A 19,807-nucleotide genomic window follows, 5' to 3' on the forward strand; every position below is an offset into this window, starting at 1 on the left:
CTCCGGCTGTGGTACAGCCCCGGAGAGCCTTCAGTCTATCACATACGCATCCGGAGGTGAAAACGCCATTCACATTCCTCCGAGGGAGGGGGCGATGGTGCGCCTAACGTCCGTCGTCGAGAGGGTTGGGATTGCGAGTTTCTTTGGGTAACTCCAGACGCATCAACGCGGTGCCTTGGTTGGGAGATCGCTCCAATTGAGCCGATTCGCCGCTAGGAAGCTCGTACCATTCCAAGGCGCGGAGAGTCGGCTCCCTGAGGAAGATGTGAGAATTTCCAATTCCGAGGGTGGTGAGCACATTCCCTTCGACGATCAGCGCCGTGCTTTCTTCGACCGCCAAGCCGACCATGGTCTGACCGGCATTGGGGCGACCGGAAAGTCGATTCAGCCGCGCTGCGTCGCGCAGCAATCCGGTAAAGCGTTCGAGTCGTCCCCCGACGGTGTCGAAGTGTTGCTCGACGATCGCGCCTCGCATCAATCCGAGCCCGTGCACGGCAACAGCGGAGGCAGGGCTACCGTCCTCGTGGTCCTCTTGCCAAAGCGTCATGATTTCTGGCAGCGCCGCCATCCCCGCGGATGTTCCTCCGACGACACCGCCCCGCTCGAGCAGCTCTGATAGGGCGAATTGAAATTTCGTTCGGGCTGGAAACTCGCCGACGTAACGATAATTCAATCGGCCTTGCGCACCGCCTGAGAACCAGACGCCGGTGGCCTCTTGGAGAGGGCGGATAAAATCTTCCTCGTCCGCGTCATCCGGTTCGTCGGTGTACAGAAACCGAAAGCTTTCAATCTGCCCGGATGATTCAAGATGCGGCCAGGCGTTGAAGCGTTCGTGCAGGGTCTCTAGGAACTCTTCCTCGGAATCGAACTCTACCTGCCTGTATCCCGCGTTGGGAACGAAAACGATCCGCGCGTTCTTACCGCCCGCGAGCTCGATAAATTTCTCGAACACATCGTCCGTGATTTTCCCTCCTCCATGCAGTATCAGCTTGGGTGGGTTTGCCGCATCCTTTGCGTCGGGTAATAGCAATACGTTTTCTCCTCCGCGCGCTGTAAGAGCGGTGAGGAATGCAACGGTTAAAAGAGTTAGGCAGATAAGTCGGATCATGGCATTGCTAGCGAAAGGTAGCGTTCGTGGAGAGCTTAGCTTCCACTGCGGGACAGGCCTCGGCATTCTGACGAGAAACCGAATTTGGGTACAGGATTTATAGGGAGCCCGAGAAAATGGTCTAGCCGACACGATACGAGAATTGCTATGACGCAGGTAAGCGTCGGTAGGATCGGTCCCACAAAGCTCCGGCGTTTCCACCGAGAACCTGACAAGATGAGGATGGAATCATGTTGAATCGAGATTGCAGATCTCCCATGGCATGCAGTCGGACATCATGCAGTCGGCTAGCCTGGACGTTACGAGCATTGGTGTTGGTGTTCTTGGGGAGTTGTGCACTGGTGCACCCCCAGGTTGCGCTCGGGCAGTCCAAGCCATTTAGCGCAGCGGATTTGGAACTCAAGAATGAACACGGACCTTGGCTCATTTTGGCCTACACCTTCGAAGGTGACGGAGCGAAGAAAAAGGCGGTTCAATTGGCTGCCGAGCTTCGCAAAGATTTCGGTCTCAACGCATATTGCCTACCGAAGTCTTTCGATTACTCGCAGTCGGTCACCGGCGCGGGGATCACCGAAGACGGAAAAGAACGCAAGATGCGATACCGTGATGATCGTGTTCTCGAAACATGCGCGGTGCTGGTCGGTGACTTCGACACCATGGATGGCGTTTCCATCGATGACACTTTGACAAAAATCAAAAACGTCCAACCTAGATTCTTTATGTCCCCTGATGCGAAATCGAAGGGAAATGACTCGGTCTCTACCAATGAGTATCGAAGCTACCTGCAGGGTTTGTTGAAGCCCAAGGCGAGTGCCGAAAAAACCGTCGGAACAGGGCCGATGCGGTTTGCCTTCAAAACACGCAATCCACTTCTACCAGCGGAGTATTACCGATCTCCTGAGGTAGACCGGTTTGTTCGCAAGATGAATCAGGAGAAGCCGTTCGACGAATACAATTTGCTCCATTGCGATAAAAAGTTCACGGTGCAAATCCTGACACTTCGGGGAACCGATTCTTATGTCTCGTGGGGGCGAAGCGCCGACAAAGAGGAGCCCGTTACCCAGGCGTCTCAATTGGAGCAAGCTGCCGAAAAGGCATATTTGGTGACCAAGACTCTTCGATTGGCCGGCTACGAAGCCTACCAGTTTCACGATCGAAACCAAAGCATCGTCTGCGTAGGTGGATTCGAAAACCTTGGTACCACGGACAAGCAGAACAATTTCACGTACGATCCCGCGATCCTAGCGGTCGTCAACCGATTTGCTGGTACTGCGGGAGTCACCCATTCCCAGTTTGGTACCTCGCAGACTCCGAGGATTTTGTTGGATGACATTGTCGATTCGAAGATCGTTCCAGAGCTTCAGGTCGCGGACAAGAAGCTGCGTATTCTGAATTTCTCCAAGCTGACAGTGGCGTTTGATTTGGTCCCGATCCCTCGCATGATCCCCAAGGTTCAAGCGACAGCGATCTACAGCGACTATGCCCTCGGAAAGTGATTCTTTCTCGAATCGATCGGATTGCATCTTGGGGAGTGTTTTCGTTTTATGACTCAGATTGATCGTTACGTCTTGTTTCTGTACGGTCGTGTCTTCGTCGTATGTTTTCTAACACTCTCCGGTCTTTTGATCGTGGTCCAACTTTTCACGAACGTGGACGAATTTGTCATGTTCGGAAAAGCTCAAGGGGGATTTGCACGCGGACTTCTCGCGTACTTTGGGCCCCAAATGATCAGTCTTTTTGACCGGCTCTGTGGCTTGATTACTTTGTTGGCCACGATGTTCGTTTTCGCCTGGCTTAGCCGTACCAATGAACTCACCGCTATTCTCGCGGCAGGAGTTAGCAAGGGACGTATCGCAACGCCGCTTATACTGGCTTCGCTGCTCATGATCGGATTCGCTGCGATCTTGCGAGAGACTGCGATCCCGCGATTCAGTGAGATCTTGAGCAAGACACCACCGGAATTGACGGGCGAGACAATCGAACCGTTGAAACCCGCGGAGGATCACGATCGAGGTATCTTGGTCGTGGGACGGCATACCATTCCCGCGAAGCGATTGATTATCAATCCCGCTTTTAAATTCACCGGTCCCCCGTCCGCGGTAACAAGGCAGATCCTTGGAGAGCAAGCGGAGTACGTCGCTTCCAATGACAAACATCCATCGGGCTATCTGATTCGTAATTTTCAATCGGCCGAACCAATCTCAGGACTTCCATCGGTTCGCAAAGACGACCGCGTTTATTTGTACTTGCCATCCGATACCCCTTGGTTGGCTCCGACGGAATGCTTTGTACCCAGCGACCTGGAATTCGATCTGCTTTTGGGAGGTGGGGCCAAGCAATTCGCATCGACGGCCGAGTTGGTTTGGCGAGTAAAAAACCAATCGGCATTTTTTGGCGCCGATATGCAGGTGATGGTTCATTCGAGATTTCTGCAGCCGTTTCTCGACTTCACCCAGTTGCTGATCGGCATTCCCCTGATCTTGTCGACGCGGAACCGAAACCTGGTGAGTATGATTGCATCTTGCGTGGTGAGCTACGCCATTTTTTTCGGCCTCAGTATTGGCATTCGGACGCTAGGAGCCAACGGTACTTTGCTCACTCCCGCTGCTGCGGCTTGGACACCGCTTCTCATCTTCGCACCCATTGCGTGGACGCGAACACGCAGTGCGATGGATAGCTAACTCCGATCGAAAGTTTCTTTATGCATATTCCTGATGCGGTTCGTCGCATGCCTGCGCAGCACCCCTGCTTAGAACCTGCACTCGAGGCGACTGTGCGCGCTGCAGGCGAATTGATGGAGCGGTTTGGCAAATCGATGGATGTCGAATCCAAGGGGACGGCGAACTTCGTTTCCGAAGCGGATAAAGCGGCGGAGTACGCGATTCTGAAGACTCTGCGCCGTTCTTACCCAGATCACGGTTACCTAGCGGAGGAATCGCAGACCTCGATCGTTTCCACATCGGAGCACCTTTGGATTATCGATCCATTGGACGGGACCAGCAATTACCTACATGGTATTCCGCACTTCGCGATCTCCATCGCCTACTACCGGAACAGGGAACCTGAGCTCGCGATCGTTCACAACCCCGTGACTCAGGATTGGTATGTCGCTGCTCGTGGTCAAGGGGCTTGGACCACCCAAGGTCGCCAGCGGGTGTGCGACGCAACTCGATTGAATGAAGTCCTCATCGCTTGCGGATTCTATTATGACCGAGGAGCGATGATGCGAGCGACGCTGGACACGATTGCCGCTTTTTTTGAATGCGACATCCACGGGATGCGTCGATTCGGGGCCGCCGCACTCGACTTATGCAATCTCGGGTCTGGGCAGTACGGAGTCTTCTTTGAATACCAACTCCACCCATGGGATTTCGCTGCGGGGCAACTTTTTGTTCAAGAAGCAGGAGGTGTGTGCACCGATTGCGACGGAAAAGCGTTACCGCTGGATGGGCCAAGCAGTATTTGTGCTACGAACAAGTCGCTGCACCAAGTCGCGTTGGCAAAGATCGCTCCGCACTGGCGAGGGTTGCAACGATAAGAAGGGGCGGCTCGTTTCCTAACGGCTACTTGAGCGGAGTGGTGATCATCCAGTTTTCGTTCACGCTGACTGGAGGAACAAAGCTTGGGGCAAGGCACGTATCGTCTTGTCCAATTCCCACCGCCCTCGCTTGATGGCGATTCAGATAGGGATGATCCAATCCTGCACTGGCTTCCAAACTCCGAAGGCGGACTGAATGAACACGTCCGTCTTTGTAGAGCAGGTTGCTGATCTGGGGGCCGTGCGAAAGGGGCTGGGATTCATCCTCCAGCCTCGAAATATCCACGAGGTCACCGATGATGGGGACAAAGTCATGTGTGGGCTGCTCGACTCGAAGATTCGACGCGATCCGCGGGGTTTCGTATCGGCCGTCGACGATATTTCCAAGATGGTATGCGTAGCTGCCACCGATGGTTTTGATCCAGGATCGCTGCTGCTCCAGGGAGGATGCAAGGTATTGTTGCATGCTGGGAATACCTAAATGTTTTGGTGCGGACTGTTGGGAGGGACACCAAACCAATTCGTTTGATTCGAGCAATTGGGATTCGTTGAGCTTCAATACATATGATCCAGCAAATGCGAGTGGTCCTTCAATATCGATACTCGGTAATTCTCCCCTCGCATTGAAGCTCGCGAATTCGTGAATCGCATTCCCGAACTTCCTGAGGTTTTGCGAGCAAGCCAACCGTCTCGATTCTTCACGCGAATACCACACGCTCGGCAGCAAGACACAAAGGAGCGTGACCCCTGCGGCCACCATGGCGAGACTATCGATCCAAGCCCACCGTATCTGTCGACTCGCCGATTCCATGACCGACGTGAACCCCGTAGGACAAGCTACGTCGTTATGCGGCTGTCGCAAGGGGGCCGCGTCCCGGGCAGGGGAAGAATCAAGCTGGGAAATGGTCCGGGACACCAAGTCCCCCGATGGCTCGTAGACTTCCGCAGAAGTCTCGGCGAGAGGGGCTAGCAATGCGCGAAGGTCGATGCTTCGCTGCTGGAGTTCCTGATCCCAGAGTAAACGCGAATCGATTTCGTCGCTCTCCTCCTTAGGAAGAGCCGACAGGAGATACCCGAACAGTGTCTCGTCTGAAATCGGTTGACGCTGAGGTTGGGTCATTGCGACGATCAGAATAGCGGATTGCAAACAATAAGATCGCAGGGGGCGGTGGACGAACGACCACCCTAAGCCGCCAATCCATTAGGATTGGGGGGAATTCGACTCACTCGGTGAATCTTCCTGGTTCATACGCATCCAGATCGCGTTGAGTTTGCGAATTGCAGTAAAAACTCGACTCTTTACGGTACCGACAGGGATTTGGAGCGTCTCGGAAATATCGGAGTACTTCATGCCTTGGTAGAAGGCGAGTTGGATCAATTGCTGGGTGGGTTCGCTCAGTTGCTGGAGAGCCTCCCGAACACGCCCCTCGGTTTCCCTCGCAATTGCACGCGATTCGGGAAGGGGGGCCGGGCTCGCCAATTTGTGCATCAACGTCTCATCGCGATCCGAGGATGGAGCAGGCGCGTTCAAGCTACCAATTTGGTGGCGCTTGTTGCGGCGCATGTAATCGATCGCCTTGTTGCTCGCGATCGCGTATAGCCAAGGACGAAAACGGCGTCCCGGTTCGAACTGTTCGATGCGAAGATGAACGCTTAAAAATGTCGCTTGAAAAACATCTTCCGCAGCTTGGGCATCGCCGATGAACCGCCGAAGATACGTGTAAAGTTCTCGCTCGTAACGTCGAACCAATTGTTCGAAGACCGATCTGGATCGGCTCTGAAGATACTCCTGGACCAAGTCCTCATCGGCAATTTGCGGCGGAGCGGCAAGCTCATGGGTTGGTTCGAGCAAATCCTGTTCGGGAACCGAGACCGGCGTAGGCCCTCTCATTCCATCCTTGTCCAAGTATTTGCATGGTCGATTCATTCTTGCAAACCCTTATGGGCACTTCGGAAATCGGTATAGCGGAAATTCCAGCGGCAAACCTTTGGCTTACCGCTGACCTCTATTCTAGCCCGCGCGGGCCCGTGACGTCAAAGAATTGTTGCGCCAAACTTTTGAGACGAAAAAAGCCCGAACGGGGCCGAGCGGAAAATGATTGACAGAACGCCTTGGATGGGTAGCTTCTACCGGGCTTCGATTGCTATCAAACCCTTTCGGAAAAATTCATGGAATCGCACCACCGGTACCCCTGGCGAGCATCCGGAGACGTCAACGCTTACTTCGGTTTGCTTTTGGACAACCTTGCCGGGCTATTGCTTACGGTGGGGCTACTGGTCGGGGTTTTTGGCATGCCCGCCGATTTTGTGGTCGGCTCCATGGTCCCGGGGACCGCCATTGGGGTCATGGTTGGGGATCTGCTCTACACGTGGTTGGCCTTTCGGCTCGCCAAAAAAACGGGGCGAAGCGATGTGACCGCGATGCCGCTCGGCTTGGATACTCCGAGTATCTTCGGGATAACGATCTTCGTGATCGGCCCTGCTTTTCTGGCTGCCCAATCCAGCGGTGCTTCCCAGATGGATGCAGCGCGGGTGGCTTGGGGAATTGGAATCGCTTCGATGATCTACTCCGGCATCTTCAAACTTGCGTGTTCCATTCTCGGGCCGAGTATCCGCCGGATCATTCCGAGGGCTGGGCTGTTTGGCTCCCTGACCTCCATCGCATTGGTCATTATCAGCTTCGTCCCATTGATCGACATTCTTCATGAACCCTTGGTTGGATTGGTCGCGCTGGCGATTGTTTTGACCAGCCTGATCGGTAACGTGCCGTTTCCGGGTAAGATCCCCGGTACGGTGGTCGCTCTTGTGGTCGGCTGCGCCATCCATTTCCTTTCGGCTGCGGTCATGGGACGTCCTCTTCTGGTTGGGGAGTCGCTGGATGTGGGCTGGATGCCTGCAGGGTGGCTACAAGTATTTCAATTCGAATGGGTTCATCAACTCGGAGCCGCATTGAATTATCTGCCGATCGTTATTCCCTTTGCCTTGGCGACAGTAGTCGGAGGATTGGATTGCACCGAGTCGGCCGCTGCGGCTGGGGATCATTACTCCACTTCTCAAGTCTTGGGGGTGGAGGCCATTGCGACTTTGGTCGCGGGATTGTGTGGCGGCGTCATTCAAACAACCCCTTACATCGGACATCCAGCTTACAAGGCGATGGGGGGCAAAGCCGCTTATACGCTGGGCACAGCGTTGACTGTCGGTCTCCTCGGCATCGTGGGCGGATTTGAATATTTTTATATGCTAGTGCCCAAAGCGGCCGTCTTCCCCATTTTGATTTTCGTCGGTTTGGAAATCTCATCGCAGAGTTTCCTAGCCACCCCGAAGCGTCACTATCCTGCTTTGGTGCTAGCCTGCGTTCCATCTTTGGCATTCCTCGCGTTCCTTTTTGCCGACCAAATCCTCGGCGGCGTGGGACTGCAACTTTCTGGCCCTTCGCGCGCCAGCGATCTACAGGCATCGCTTCAAACGCTGACCGAAGGAGTTGGTGATAACACCGTACTCCAAGAATCCATTGCCAATGTGGAGAAGCGACTAACTCTCCGCCCTGATTTGCAAGAGAATTTGATGGTGGTACTGATGCTGAAGAATGGGTTCGTTCTCACCAGTCTCCTTTGGGCTTCGATCCTCGCCATGGCAATCGACCGCCGAATGGTCGCTGCTTGCGCGTTCACGATGTTAGCCATGGTGGGGACGCTTTTTGGATTTATTCATTCCCCGGTTGCGAGCAACTCAATCTTCCTACCTTGGGGAGATTCCCATGCATCCGCTTGGACAATCCCAACGGAACTGCTGCAACGCGTTTGGATCATGGCGATAGGTTACGGGCTCGTCGCCGCTTTGTTTTTTGCATGGGGACTCTATATCAAGCGACTTCCCGATCAAGCCCCCATTTTCGACGACGAATGATCGATTTCAGTGACGCATCCGGCGTATCCATCCGACGATGATCGCTAGGATCGCCGCGATGACAATGAATGGGCCCGTGAGATAAATCGTACGAGGACGCATAACAAAAAGCATCACCGTCGCGAATCCACCTACCAAGACGAGCATCCCCCCTGGCGCTTGTTTAACGGCCGCGATTGCGGGCCATGCCACCCAAGCCGAGACGAACACGAGCCCCACCTTGGCAAGCAATTCCGACGCTGCCGCCGAGCCCTTTGGCAGAATCGAGGGCTCGAGTTTGAGAACGAACGACACCACGATGAGCAATGCTCCGACGACGAGCATTCCCCATCGAAAGAACAAGACAGATGGATCCTGCGATGGCGTCTCTCCGCTGCGAGGCTCGGTCGAACTGGCCTTGGGATGAGGAGGCATGCGATTGGAATACGTAGGTGTTGGTGGACGAGCGGCAAAAAAGGGGCATGAAACAGGGGCGCGGGTCCCCATGTTGTATCAGTTCGGCCAATAAAAGAAGGAGGTCGCGGAGAAAATCTAGCTTTGCCGATTCGAAGCGGTCGTGTGTACAATTGGGTTCGCGGTTATTCGATGCAACCGTCCCTCCCCACCCCTCACCCACCGGAACACGAATGAGCGATACCAATCGCGCCATGGACAAATATTCGTTGCAATCGATTTCGAGGCAATCGACGTTTTGGCTGCTCGCGCTAGCTCTCTCTGCGAATCTTTCGCCAAGTTCATTTGGTATGGAAAAGGAAAAAGAGTGGCAAAAGTGGCGAGAGTCGTTTGATGAGAAGATCCTTCCTATCATCCAGAGCAAGTGTTTGAAGTGCCATCAAGGGGAGGATCCGGACGGCGAATTCGATCTCTCCAAGTTCACGAATGGGCAAGCGGCCGTAGAGGGAGGGGACATCTGGGAGCGGGTCGCGGTTCGTGTTCGGTTAAATGAAATGCCTCCTCCGAAGAGCCCTGGTCTGACAGATCCGGAAAAAGGTGCCTTCCATCGTTGGGTGGACACCCGACCAGATCAGGACTTGTGCAATAAACTGGCGTCGGATGAGACGCAGGCTTGGTATCGCGGGCATGTGATGAGTCGGCGATTGACACGCACCGAGTACGCCAATGCCATTCGCGACCTGACGGGTCAACCTCTTCCGGAAGAATTGCTTCCACCTGAAGACGGGGGCGGAGGCGAGGGCTTTGACACGGTCGGAGACTCACTCTTCACGTCTCCGATCCATCTGGAGGCGTATCTTCGAGCCACCGAATTTTCAATCGATCGGATTTTTTCCTCTAAGCCGATAGGCGAGGTCGCGTCGCATTTCCAGATGGCGACGGGCACTCCGATTCTCTCCCTTCCCCAAGACGATTCCCCAGAAGCACAACGTGTTGCTGCCGATAAGACGCTTCGGCAGTTCGCCAGGCTCGCTTGGAGGCGTCCGATCGCCAATTCGGACATGGAGAAGCTAATGGGATTGTACGGAACCTCGGGCGGAGATTCCGGCCAACATCTTCGAGGCATCCAGCAAGCGTTCAAAGCGATCCTGCTATCGCCTCAATTCCTGTTCGTAAACGAACCCGAACCGGAAGAGTCCGGTGTGCAGAGGCTGACGCCGCATCAGTTCGCGATGCGCATGGGGCTCGTGGTTTGGTCGTCGATCCCGGATGCGACGCTACTGCAACTCGCAGATGAAAATCGCTTGTTCGACCCCGAGGTTATCCGAAGTCAATTGAACCGAATGCTTTCCGATGACAAAGCTCGGTCTCTGGGTGAAAACTTTGGGATGCAGTGGTTAGGACTGCGAGACTTGTCGCAGGTCAGGCCTGATTCTGACGTGTATCCTCAGTTTGATGAGGAGCTTTCCCAGGCAGCCAGAGAAGAGGTGATTCGGTTTGTAAGTGGTGTGTTTCGTGAAGGAAGACCGCTCACGGATCTTCTAGATTCGGATTACCTTGTCCTCAACGAGCGGCTTGCAAATCACTACGGACTGCCTTGGTCGGGCGGAAAAGATTGGGCTCGCGTTGAATTGCCTTCCGAGGCCAAGCATCGAGGAGGCGTGACGACCATGGCTGGGGTGTTGATCAAGACGAGCTACCCGAGGCGCACTAGCCCTGTACTGCGCGGACGTTGGATACTCGAAGATGTTTTGGGAGCGAAGGTGCCGCCCCCTCCTCCCAACGTCCCGGCGCTCGAGGAGAATGACCATGGACCCAATAACTTGACATTGCGACAACGATTGGAAAAGCATCGCGAGAATCCCGAATGCGCCTCGTGCCATGATCGCATGGATCCACTCGGATTTGGGCTGGAGAACTTTGACGCCATTGGACGGTGGCGAACCGAGGACAACGGTCAGAAAGTCGATTCGGAGGGGAAGCTACCTTCGGGGGAGTCGTTCCAAGGTTCTGCGGGATTGAAGAAGGTACTACTAAACCGAAAAGATGAGTTCTATCGCCACGTATCCCGAAAGATGGTTGGTTTTGCGTTAGGAAGAGAATTGAGCAAATTCGATCAATGCGTGATCGACAAGAGTGTCGAAAGACTTCACAAGGAGGCTCGGGCCTCGGTAATCCTTGAAGAAATTTTCTTGTCCTACGCGTTCCAACACCGTTATTACAGCAACTCGAACAAATAGCCACACAAGATCACCATGAACCTACCAATGCCTACCCGACGTCGATTCCTGCGTGGTTGTTCCGTCGCGCTTGCACTCCCTTGGATGGAGTCCTCTGTGTCATCGCGAGCGCGGGCAGCATCGACGGTCGTTCCCCCCATACGCACCGCATTCATTTACTTCCCCAACGGGGTCTGGGAGAAGGCATGGGTCCCGGAGACAAAGGGTAAAGACTACACGCTGAGCCCATCCCTGGAGCCGCTTGCGGATGTGAAGGACAGCGTGGTGGTACTGAGTGGCTTGGACAAGAAAAACAGCCATGGAGGGGACGGCCATTACGCCAAGACGGCAAACTTTTTGACCGGACTCCCGGTCGCGAAAACGACTGGTAAGGACATCAGCTCTGGCGGCATATCCATCGACCAGCTCATCGCTCAACATACCAGTGCTTACACACCGCTTCCGTCGTTGGAGCTTGGAACCGAACCCGTCATCAGCGGTATCGATAGCAACGTTGGTTACACCCGGTTGTATGGATCCCACATCTCGTGGCAATCGGCGACGCGACCGGTCGCCAAGGAGATCAATCCCCGGCTTGTCTACGAGCGGTTGTTTGGCAAATCGATTACAGCGGACAGCGAGCGCGCCGAGTCGTACAACCATTTGTTGGATTATGTACTGGAGGATGCGAAGTCGGTTCGGAAGAAACTGGGCCGAGATGACCAGTTCAAAATGGATGAGTTCCTCGATTCGGTGCGTGGAGTCGAAAAGCGGATCGAATTCACAATGCAAAAAGGGAAAACGGATTGGGCTCCCCACTTGGATGAGTCGACCATTCAGCAGGCCAAGCCGGGAGTGCCTGTCGATTTTCGCGAGCATATCGCCATCATGATGGATTTGATCGTCCTTGCGTTTCAATCCGACTCCACTCGAGTCTGCTCGCTGATGTTCGCGAACGACGTGTCGGGGAGAAATTTCTCGTTCCTCGATGGTGTCAAGGGTGGGCATCACGAATTGTCCCACCACGAAAACAACGACGAGAAAATCGGGCAGTATCAGCGGATCAATCGTTGGCACACCGAGCAATTCGCTCGGATGCTCAAGAAGATGCGAGACATCCGAGAAGGAGAGTCGACGTTGCTCGATAATAGTATGATCGTTTTCGGGTCCAGCATGTCCGACGGAAATCGGCACGATCCCGACAATCTCCCAATCTTGCTCGGTGGCATGGGTGGGGGCTCGCTCCAGAGCGGCCAGCACATCGCGGTGGATGGAATGGTGCCGCTTTGTAATTTGTATCTCACTATGCTTCGAAAGATGGGATTGGATGCCGAGCAATTCGGTGACAGCACGGGAGTTATCGAGGGGATATAGGCCCCTTATCGCTCCGATTGGACCAACTCCATTCACGACTTCATGAACCAGAGACGAGGGATTGAAGATGCCAGAAACGGTGTTTAGCAAAATTATCCGCAAGGAAATCCCAGCGAAGATCGTCTACGAGGACGATCTTGCCTTGGCATTTCACGATGTTCACCCCCAAGCTCCGGTGCATGTTCTTGTTATACCCAAGCAGCCTATACAGTCTTTAGCCCATGTATCCGAGGCGGACGTCGCGCTGCTCGGGCATCTGCAACGGGTAATCCAGCAGGTCGCCAGGCAGCTTCAAATCGACGAGACGGGTTATCGTGTCGTTACGAATATTGGGAGGGATGGTGGTCAGTCAGTCGACCACATTCATTATCATGTGCTAGGGGGGCGTTCGTTGTCCTGGCCGCCGGGTTGATAGGGGTGGATGAGCTCTTGGAAGTGATGAGGATGTATGCAGCAGTGGATTGCTCCCATTCTGGTTTTGTCTGCGATTGGCGCGGTTTGGCTCATTCAATATTGGGTCGAGAAGCAGCGCCGTGAGAAGCTTCAGGCTTTCGCAGACGAGCTTGGGCTAGAGTTGTATAGCGAGCTCCCGGTTGACGATCGACGATTGTTTGGCGTCTTTCCCTTGTCTCGCAGGGGGGATCGGCAGTCGCCAGGATGGACGATCACGATTGACGACGGGCAAACCCGAGTCGTCTTATTCGATTTCCAGACCGTTAGCGGCAGTGGAAAGAACAAATCGACTCACAACTATGTCCTTTCCTTGATCACCGACCGAGGGGTGCAGGCTCCTTACCTTGAAATCGTTCCCAAGACTTGGGGGCTTAAGCTGGGGAAGTGGTTCGGCAGGAAATCGATTGAGCTTCCCGACGATCCTGCCTTTTCCGATCGCTATCGCATTCTTGGCGATCCGGAGGATCAGGTTCGCAGCTTCCTCACGCCCCCTCGACGCCTGGCGATTCAGGGGGAGGGGATCAAGTCGTTCTCGGCTGCAGGCAATACCTACTTGGTAGAGCACGGAGAAAAGAAGCTCAAAGCGGCCAAGGTTCGCGAGTTGCTCAACCGCAGTTTGGCCCTGTGCAAGTCCCTTCGATAAGCTCGAGTTGGGAGCGACAAGAACTGGAATTTCGTGTAGAATCCAGCCCTCTTGCAACGGTCGACGACAGGCCTCCATTTCGAGGTTCAGAGGTCGATCTACCTCGTTTGATTTGGATACCCCATGAACGCATCCGGCGACCAAAACTTCGACTTGGAAACGACAGAAAACATCGGTTTGGCGGGAATTGGCACCGAGGGGGGGTACACAGGGGACGATCTAAAGCATTTGAGCGATTTGGAGCACGTCCGGGAGCGTCCCGGGATGTATATCGGGGACACCACCCTAAACGGACTCCACCATTTGGTCTACGAAGTAGTGGACAACTCGATCGACGAGGCGATGGCCGGTCATGCGAAGAGCGTTTCGGTCACCATCAATTCAGACGGATCGGTAACGGTCGAGGACGATGGCCGTGGGATTCCGACCGACCGGCACGCGCAGCTATCGGAAATGATGCAGCGCGAAATGTCGACGTTGGAAGGGGTTATGACCGTCTTAAAGTTCGGCGGTAAGTTCGAGAAAAAGGCCTATCAAACGTCAGGGGGGCTGCACGGCGTCGGGGTAACCGTCGTGAACTTCCTCTCGCAGTGGTGCGAAGTGGAAGTCTGTCGCAATGGAAAGATCTACACCCAATCCTACGAGCGAGGTGTCGCGACCGGACCGGTTCGTGAAGCGGGAACGACGACCAAGCGAGGAACGAAGACCACGTTCAAGCCGGATGGCCAGATTTTTCCCAACACGAAGTATTCCTACGATACGTTGGTCAAACGACTCCAGGAGCTCGCGTTCCTGAACAGCGGGGTCCGCATCAAGGTCAAGGATGACAGATCGACCCAAGCCGACGAGTATTATTACGAACGAGGGATCATCGAGTTCGTCGAGCACCTCAATCGCGCGAGCGACGTGGTCCACAAAGACGTGATCCTCATCCAAGGGAGCAAGGACGACTTTTCTTACTCCATCGCTTTTCAATACTCCGAGGAGTACACCGAAAATCTTCATTCCTACTGCAACAATATCAGCACGCGGGAAGGTGGAACCCACGTCTCTGGTTTCCGAGCAGCTCTAACCCGATCCTTGAACGCCTACGGGAAGAAAGAGAATCTCTTCAAAGATCTCGTTCCCACCGGAGATGACCTTCGCGAGGGACTCACCTGCGTGATCAGCGTTCGAGTCAGCCATCCGCAATTTGAGGGGCAAACCAAGACGAAACTGGGAAACAGTGAAGTCGAAGGGATCGTCAATTCGGTGGTGGGTGAAGCGCTCACCAAGTATCTTGAAGAGAACCCCAAAAACGCGAAGCTTTTGGTTCGAAAAGGGCAGCTTGCTGCCGAAGCGAGAGAAGCCGCCCGCAAAGCAAAAGATGCTCTTCGGAAACGAAAAGATGTGTTAGGCGGAGGCGGGCTGCCCGGCAAACTTCGGGACTGCATCAGCAACAAGATGGAAGAATGTGAGTTGTACCTCGTGGAAGGAGACTCGGCAGGTGGAAGCGCGGAAGGTGGACGATTCCGCGATACCCAAGCGATCCTTCCGTTGCGAGGAAAAATCATCAATGCCTACAAGAGCCGCGAAGACAAGGTCTTGGCGAACGAAGAAGTCATGAGCATGATCCAGGCGATCGGGAGCGGGATCGGGGCGGATCAGGATATCGGCAAACGCCGGTACAATCGCATCATCATCATGACTGACGCCGACATCGATGGTTCCCACATCCGGACTCTGCTCCTTTGCTTCTTTTACCGACAGATGTACCAATTGGTGGCCGGAGGTCACGTCTATTTGGCACAACCCCCGCTTTATCGGGTCGTTCGCGGCAAAAAAGAAAAGTACTACGTGCAGTCCGAAGATGAAATGAAGCAGCAGTTGCAGGAGCGTGGGCTCACCGACAGCCAGTTCATCGACGATCGCGGCAATGTGTTTGAAGGGGACCGCATGCGAAAACTTTGCGCGACCCTCTCGGCGATGGAAGACGCATTACTGAACTTGGAAAAACGCGGAATTTCGCTACGAATGCACGCGGAACGGATGGAGGTCGAGACCGGGCGGCTTCCCGTTTTTCATCTCGACATGGGAGTGGAAGATCACTGGTTCGTCACACGCGACAAACTGGACGAGTTTTTGGCCTCCAGGAAGATCTTGGTCGACGAATCGGTTGCGCCAGAAGCCCCGGCGATTCTCCCAGAGACTCCGACCGATGCCCCAACCGGCCCTGTGGCCCACATCGCGGAACTATTCGAGGTTCGAACGATCAACACAGGCTTGAAAGAACTGTCGGACTACGGGTTTTCCATCGAGGACCTTATCCCGAAAGATCGAACCGGTTCCACCGATTCGAGGTTCAAATTGGTTCGGGAAGAGAACAACATCGGCCTAGAAGATCTGCGAGAACTGCTGCCTGCTATTCGCGAATCAGGCCGGCGAGGATTGACGATCACTCGCTTTAAGGGACTGGGTGAAATGAACGCCGAGGAGCTTCGAGATACGACGCTCAATCCTTCTTGCCGAACCATGGTTAAGGTGCAATTGTCGGATGCTGCTGCGGCGGACGAGATGTTCCGGGTGCTGATGGGTGATAAAGTCGAACCGCGACGAGAATTCATCGAGAAGCACGCGCTGGAAGTTCGGAATCTCGACGTTTAGACGCCAATCCTTGATGGAATATTCACCGAGACGCGTCAGCGTCCGGTTATCACTCCCCGCCGCCCTCGCTCCAGCTTCACAAATCGCTCCCGTTTTCTCCGTCCTCATTCGAAGTGCAGATATGTCACAACGCGTAGCCACCATCGATCGCAAGACAGCTGAAACCGCGATCCAGCTAGAGGTTCATTTGGATGGAGTGGGTAAAAACACGATCGAAACAGGGGTTGGCTTTCTGGACCATATGCTCGTCCTGTTTGCCAAGCATTCGCTGGTCGATCTGAAGGTGAAAGCTGTGGGCGATTTGCACATCGACGCACACCATACCACCGAAGATATCGGCATTTGTTTAGGTATGGCCTTTCGGCAGGCCCTCGGAGACAAGTCTGGTATCCGCCGCTATGGCCATATGACGCTGCCCATGGAGGAGACGCTCGTCACCACCGCGGTGGACTTTAGTGGCAGGTCCTTTGTGGTATTCCAAGCCGCGATGCCTTCTCCCAAGATCGGAGACTTTGACAGCGAACTGGTGGAGGACTTTTGGCAATCGTTTGCTGCCAATGCAGGCTGCAATCTCCATGTGATGCTTCACTATGGCCGCAACACCCACCACATCGCCGAGGCAATTTTCAAGGGCACAGCGCGTGCGATTCGAGCCGCGATCGAAACCGACCCCCGACAGACAGGAATTCCCAGTTCCAAGGGAACGCTCGGGTAATTCAACCCGCTTGTCCACAAGCTGGGGCAATTTTATTTTGTGACGCCATCTACCAAATGCTGCCCTGAGAGTATCAGGGCAGCAGTGCGAACGATTCCCATGGAAGCGTTTACTTCAAGTCGAAATCGAACCGGTTCGGACCTGCTGGTGTGACGGAAGCTCTCAGTCCAGAGGTTTGATCATTCGAGTACTTCTCCGGAATCGGGCTCTTAGGGCCTTTGTCAGCTCCGCCCGAGGCGGTGGCCGCAGGTGGGGCATAGTCTTCACTAAGCTCACCACTAGCAATGACGCCAGGAGCACCCGCCGAGTTCTGGGGGGGCGGTGGCGTCGTATGCTTCGAAATCGCTACGTTGTACTGCCCTTCGACAGCGCCATCGCCTGGAACAAACATCGAAAGGGTAAATTCGCCGTTGGCGTCCGTCGATCCGATCGCGTTTTCTTTTCCGCCGCTGAGTTGAAACGTGACGACGGCGCCCTCGATCGGCTTCCCATTCACTTTGACAGAACCACTGGTCTTATAGGTTTTGGGTCGTCCAGAATCGCCCCCGCATCCGGTCGCGAATGAAAGGGTTACACATAGGGCCGCAAACAACACATTAGGTAGCTTCATAAATATTACTCGTTTCTTTAACGAAAATGGCGTGAGTGCTACTCACGCCAGGGGATGTAAACGATTTTACGACCGGATCTTATTCGTTCGCTGTCGTGATGTCACCGCCAGCCTTTGAACCCAATGCGCCCCAAGCTCCGTAGTTGCTCGGACCACCCGCAGGTTGTGCCACGTTGGTGTTGCCAGTATCGATTTGTGCGCTGATGAAGCGAACCGATCCGTCCGCCAATCCCGCGTTCACGCCACCGGTGTGACGGCTACTTGGCGAAATCACCAAGTTAACCGAGTCTGCGTTTACGTCTGCATCGCTTGTGCAGCTAGGAGAGTTAGGTGCCAAGACAGTGTTGAACGCGACACGCTCGGACTGACCATCGGTCCACAATGAACCAAATCGACCCTTCACCTGAGTTCCTGCAACAAAGTGCCTGCCGTTGCTCAAAGTCATACAGATCCGCGGCAAGTTAACCACGTCTCCAGCATTGATCGCGGTACCATGAGCATTCTCAATTTGATTTGCTGTTACGGTTGTCACCCCGAAATTGGCCTTTAACCTCTCACTGAAAGCGATGGTGTTGCTGGTACCGTCGGAAATTCCACCGATGGTGGTTCCGATGTATGCTGAGAACATCCCTCGCAAGTTGTTCGAGTCTCGCGTACTGGCAACGCTGTCGCCAACCGACAACGCATAATTGTTAACGTTGGTCGCCGTCGGCGCATTGAAAGTAGTCCCGTCAGACGGGCAAACCATAAATCCTGGGGAACGGTTCCAAGGGGCCCAACCTGCCCAAGCAGCAGGGCCGCCTGGTGCCACCGTCGGACCACCTGCTCCGGTGAAGCCGAGAGCACCCGATGGATCGCCAGCCTGAATTTGGTCGTACATGGCAGTTTGTTCGACGTACGGCAACAACGCGATGAATGCGGAAAGACGGTTTCCGTTGCTGTTGTTACGGTTCGAACCGACAAACGGAGCGCTCGTTCCGCCCTTGCGAGGCGGGAACTTCTTGAAGGCGCTTTCGTAATTGTGAAGAGCCAGCGAGAGCTGCTTCACCGAGTTGGAGCATTGCATGCGCCGAGCTGCTTCGCGAGCTGCCTGTACCGCAGGCAACAACAGCCCTACCAAAATGCCGATGATGGCGATCACCACCAAAAGCTCGACCAGGGTGAAACCCTGCTTGACGTGAATCCGTTTCATATGCGTTCCCCGAAAAGAATGAAGTGCAACTGACCGAATGCGATGCCCATACCGAAGGACCCCAGCTGATCCTGAGAGGATCTCATTGCTCGCGCGCACCGGCCTGATTACATATATTAGGCGTTCTGTACCTTAGAGTCAATCTCTAGGGGAGATATTCAACCTTTAGGGTTGATCCTCAAATGTCACGCAAAGACATGGGAGAGGAGGGGCACAGAACCTTAGGAAAAATCCTGTAAGGGCCGTTACGATGCCAATAGAAGGAAGCGCATTTTCCTCAAGAAGCCTCTGCGGGGCCTTGGATTAGGCTCATTGATGCAGAGGGAGGTGCGTTTTGGCGAATGGTTGAAAAAAACAACTGCTCTGATTGTCGATGTTACAACAGCTTAGGCCCTCGCCGTGAATTTTACGAAGGCTCTTTGGCAAATCGGGATTCGTCGCTTCGTCGAGCGAAAGGCTATTTGAGTTCGATGTCGAACGTCGATGCCGCCGTAGGTACCGTGTGCTTCAGCCCTGAAGTCACTTCGCTGGCGTACTTTTCTGGGAGCCCGTTTTTGGGTGGAGGAGGGGCTTTCTCGTCCGGATTGTAAAGCTTTTCCTCTTCCTCAGGGGTAAGGTTTCGCGTTTCGCCACCGGAAGGTGCAGCCCCCCCTTCGTACTTGGAAACTTTGATTACATAGGTCCCAGGCATTGCACCATCGTTGGGCTCGAAGGTCATGAGCTGGTACTTGCCGTCGTTGTCGGTTGTCGCAAAAGCGCTTTGACCACCCTGTTCCACCGAGACGAACACGATTTGCGCACCAGAAACAGCCTTTCCCCCTTTAGTTACTGTACCCGTAATAGGATAGGTTTTGGGGTTGGAACTGGCAGGTGTGCAACCGCACAAAAGAAGCGTCGCGATGAAGAGCGTCGCCCATAAGCGAAATCGAAGATATTCGATCATTACAAAATAATCCTTCCGTTGATCACGGTGATACGAATCAGCCAAGCCAGGAACTCAGTTGCCTGGTTTC

17 protein-coding genes are annotated in these 19,807 nt (G+C 54.3%); 10 read left to right on the top strand and 7 right to left on the bottom strand.

Going from position 1 to position 19,807, the window contains the following annotated elements; genetic code table 11:
• Window positions 1-103: 103 nt before the first annotated feature.
• Complete coding sequence (locus VN12_RS22475; RefSeq protein ID WP_168164589.1) at window positions 104-1,108, bottom strand: cyanophycinase; 1,005 nt, start codon at window positions 1,106-1,108, stop codon at window positions 104-106.
• Between the two features lie 230 nt (window positions 1,109-1,338).
• Here VN12_RS22475 and VN12_RS22480 point away from each other — a divergent pair, with 230 nt between their 5' ends.
• From VN12_RS22480 to VN12_RS22490, 3 genes are read left to right on the top strand one after another with little or no spacing between them, the layout of a single operon-like run.
• Window positions 1,339-2,604: a hypothetical protein gene (locus VN12_RS22480; protein ID WP_146678897.1), complete on the top strand. Its 1,266-nt coding sequence runs from the start codon at window positions 1,339-1,341 to the stop codon at window positions 2,602-2,604.
• Between the two features lie 48 nt (window positions 2,605-2,652).
• Window positions 2,653-3,789 (top strand): LptF/LptG family permease, encoded by a 1,137-nt coding sequence (locus VN12_RS22485; RefSeq protein ID WP_146678898.1) that lies wholly within the window; start codon window positions 2,653-2,655, stop codon window positions 3,787-3,789.
• A gap of 20 nt (window positions 3,790-3,809) precedes the next feature.
• On the top strand, window positions 3,810-4,646 hold the full coding sequence (locus VN12_RS22490) for an inositol monophosphatase family protein (RefSeq protein ID WP_240491234.1): 837 nt from the start codon (window positions 3,810-3,812) through the stop codon (window positions 4,644-4,646).
• A gap of 25 nt (window positions 4,647-4,671) precedes the next feature.
• Here VN12_RS22490 and VN12_RS22495 read toward each other — a convergent pair whose 3' ends face one another.
• Both VN12_RS22495 and VN12_RS22500 read right to left on the bottom strand, forming a co-directional pair.
• Window positions 4,672-5,766: a hypothetical protein gene (locus VN12_RS22495; protein ID WP_146678899.1), complete on the bottom strand. Its 1,095-nt coding sequence runs from the start codon at window positions 5,764-5,766 to the stop codon at window positions 4,672-4,674.
• A gap of 81 nt (window positions 5,767-5,847) precedes the next feature.
• The gene (locus VN12_RS22500; RefSeq protein ID WP_146678900.1) at window positions 5,848-6,573 is read right to left on the bottom strand and encodes an RNA polymerase sigma factor; all 726 of its coding nucleotides are present in this window, start codon (window positions 6,571-6,573) and stop codon (window positions 5,848-5,850) included.
• Between the two features lie 242 nt (window positions 6,574-6,815).
• On the opposite strand from VN12_RS22500, the gene VN12_RS22505 reads away from it, so the two are divergent.
• The gene (locus VN12_RS22505; RefSeq protein WP_146678901.1) at window positions 6,816-8,552 is read left to right on the top strand and encodes a permease; all 1,737 of its coding nucleotides are present in this window, start codon (window positions 6,816-6,818) and stop codon (window positions 8,550-8,552) included.
• 6 nt (window positions 8,553-8,558) lie between these two features.
• Here VN12_RS22505 and VN12_RS22510 read toward each other — a convergent pair whose 3' ends face one another.
• The gene (locus VN12_RS22510) at window positions 8,559-8,966 is read right to left on the bottom strand and encodes a hypothetical protein (protein ID WP_146678902.1); all 408 of its coding nucleotides are present in this window, start codon (window positions 8,964-8,966) and stop codon (window positions 8,559-8,561) included.
• Between the two features lie 212 nt (window positions 8,967-9,178).
• Here VN12_RS22510 and VN12_RS22515 point away from each other — a divergent pair, with 212 nt between their 5' ends.
• The 6 genes from VN12_RS22515 to hisB all read left to right on the top strand — a co-directional run bounded on the left by VN12_RS22515 (window position 9,179) and on the right by hisB (window position 16,992).
• Window positions 9,179-11,185, top strand: a complete 2,007-nt coding sequence (locus tag VN12_RS22515; RefSeq protein WP_168164590.1) for a DUF1592 domain-containing protein — start codon at window positions 9,179-9,181, stop codon at window positions 11,183-11,185.
• A 15-nt stretch (window positions 11,186-11,200) separates the two neighbouring features.
• A complete protein-coding gene (locus VN12_RS22520) occupies window positions 11,201-12,538 on the top strand; it encodes a DUF1552 domain-containing protein (RefSeq protein WP_146678904.1) in 1,338 nt (445 codons plus the stop codon).
• Between the two features lie 67 nt (window positions 12,539-12,605).
• On the top strand, window positions 12,606-12,950 hold the full coding sequence (locus VN12_RS22525) for a histidine triad nucleotide-binding protein (protein WP_146678905.1): 345 nt from the start codon (window positions 12,606-12,608) through the stop codon (window positions 12,948-12,950).
• A 36-nt stretch (window positions 12,951-12,986) separates the two neighbouring features.
• On the top strand, window positions 12,987-13,634 hold the full coding sequence (locus VN12_RS22530) for a hypothetical protein (protein WP_146678906.1): 648 nt from the start codon (window positions 12,987-12,989) through the stop codon (window positions 13,632-13,634).
• 123 nt (window positions 13,635-13,757) lie between these two features.
• Complete coding sequence (locus tag VN12_RS22535; protein WP_146678907.1) at window positions 13,758-16,277, top strand: DNA gyrase subunit B; 2,520 nt, start codon at window positions 13,758-13,760, stop codon at window positions 16,275-16,277.
• Window positions 16,278-16,398: 121 nt separating this feature from the next.
• Entirely contained in the window at window positions 16,399-16,992 is a 594-nt protein-coding gene (hisB, locus tag VN12_RS22540; RefSeq protein ID WP_146680046.1) for an imidazoleglycerol-phosphate dehydratase HisB, read from the top strand.
• Between the two features lie 109 nt (window positions 16,993-17,101).
• Here the strand turns inward: hisB and VN12_RS22545 are convergent, their stop codons facing one another.
• From VN12_RS22545 to VN12_RS22555, 3 genes are all read right to left on the bottom strand, one after another.
• A complete protein-coding gene (locus VN12_RS22545; RefSeq protein WP_146678908.1) occupies window positions 17,102-17,602 on the bottom strand; it encodes a carboxypeptidase regulatory-like domain-containing protein in 501 nt (166 codons plus the stop codon).
• A 79-nt stretch (window positions 17,603-17,681) separates the two neighbouring features.
• Window positions 17,682-18,794 (bottom strand): DUF1559 domain-containing protein, encoded by a 1,113-nt coding sequence (locus tag VN12_RS22550; RefSeq protein WP_146678909.1) that lies wholly within the window; start codon window positions 18,792-18,794, stop codon window positions 17,682-17,684.
• Window positions 18,795-19,251: 457 nt separating this feature from the next.
• Window positions 19,252-19,737 (bottom strand): carboxypeptidase-like regulatory domain-containing protein, encoded by a 486-nt coding sequence (locus VN12_RS22555; protein WP_146678910.1) that lies wholly within the window; start codon window positions 19,735-19,737, stop codon window positions 19,252-19,254.
• Window positions 19,738-19,807 lie beyond the last annotated feature (70 nt).

Origin of the sequence: Pirellula sp. SH-Sr6A (assembly GCF_001610875.1) — a bacterium.
In the GTDB taxonomy this organism is placed as follows: Bacteria; Planctomycetota; Planctomycetia; order Pirellulales; family Pirellulaceae; genus JBKCUI01.

What these genes read in the sequence shown, in the direction of transcription:
- VN12_RS22490 (WP_240491234.1), top strand. Translation starts at nt 3,810, where the DNA reads ATGCATATTCCTGATGCGGTTCGTCGCATGCCTGCGCAGCACCCCTGC.
- VN12_RS22480 (WP_146678897.1), top strand. Translation starts at nt 1,339, where the DNA reads ATGTTGAATCGAGATTGCAGATCTCCCATGGCATGCAGTCGGACATCA.
- VN12_RS22535 (WP_146678907.1), top strand. Translation starts at nt 13,758, where the DNA reads ATGAACGCATCCGGCGACCAAAACTTCGACTTGGAAACGACAGAAAAC.
- VN12_RS22475 (WP_168164589.1), bottom strand. Translation starts at nt 1,108, where the DNA reads ATGATCCGACTTATCTGCCTAACTCTTTTAACCGTTGCATTCCTCACC.
- VN12_RS22495 (WP_146678899.1), bottom strand. Translation starts at nt 5,766, where the DNA reads ATGACCCAACCTCAGCGTCAACCGATTTCAGACGAGACACTGTTCGGG.
- VN12_RS22545 (WP_146678908.1), bottom strand. Translation starts at nt 17,602, where the DNA reads ATGAAGCTACCTAATGTGTTGTTTGCGGCCCTATGTGTAACCCTTTCA.
- VN12_RS22550 (WP_146678909.1), bottom strand. Translation starts at nt 18,794, where the DNA reads ATGAAACGGATTCACGTCAAGCAGGGTTTCACCCTGGTCGAGCTTTTG.
- VN12_RS22520 (WP_146678904.1), top strand. Translation starts at nt 11,201, where the DNA reads ATGAACCTACCAATGCCTACCCGACGTCGATTCCTGCGTGGTTGTTCC.
- hisB (WP_146680046.1), top strand. Translation starts at nt 16,399, where the DNA reads ATGTCACAACGCGTAGCCACCATCGATCGCAAGACAGCTGAAACCGCG.
- VN12_RS22530 (WP_146678906.1), top strand. Translation starts at nt 12,987, where the DNA reads ATGCAGCAGTGGATTGCTCCCATTCTGGTTTTGTCTGCGATTGGCGCG.
- VN12_RS22510 (WP_146678902.1), bottom strand. Translation starts at nt 8,966, where the DNA reads ATGCCTCCTCATCCCAAGGCCAGTTCGACCGAGCCTCGCAGCGGAGAG.
- VN12_RS22525 (WP_146678905.1), top strand. Translation starts at nt 12,606, where the DNA reads ATGCCAGAAACGGTGTTTAGCAAAATTATCCGCAAGGAAATCCCAGCG.
- VN12_RS22505 (WP_146678901.1), top strand. Translation starts at nt 6,816, where the DNA reads ATGGAATCGCACCACCGGTACCCCTGGCGAGCATCCGGAGACGTCAAC.
- VN12_RS22555 (WP_146678910.1), bottom strand. Translation starts at nt 19,737, where the DNA reads ATGATCGAATATCTTCGATTTCGCTTATGGGCGACGCTCTTCATCGCG.
- VN12_RS22515 (WP_168164590.1), top strand. Translation starts at nt 9,179, where the DNA reads ATGAGCGATACCAATCGCGCCATGGACAAATATTCGTTGCAATCGATT.
- VN12_RS22485 (WP_146678898.1), top strand. Translation starts at nt 2,653, where the DNA reads ATGACTCAGATTGATCGTTACGTCTTGTTTCTGTACGGTCGTGTCTTC.
- VN12_RS22500 (WP_146678900.1), bottom strand. Translation starts at nt 6,573, where the DNA reads ATGAATCGACCATGCAAATACTTGGACAAGGATGGAATGAGAGGGCCT.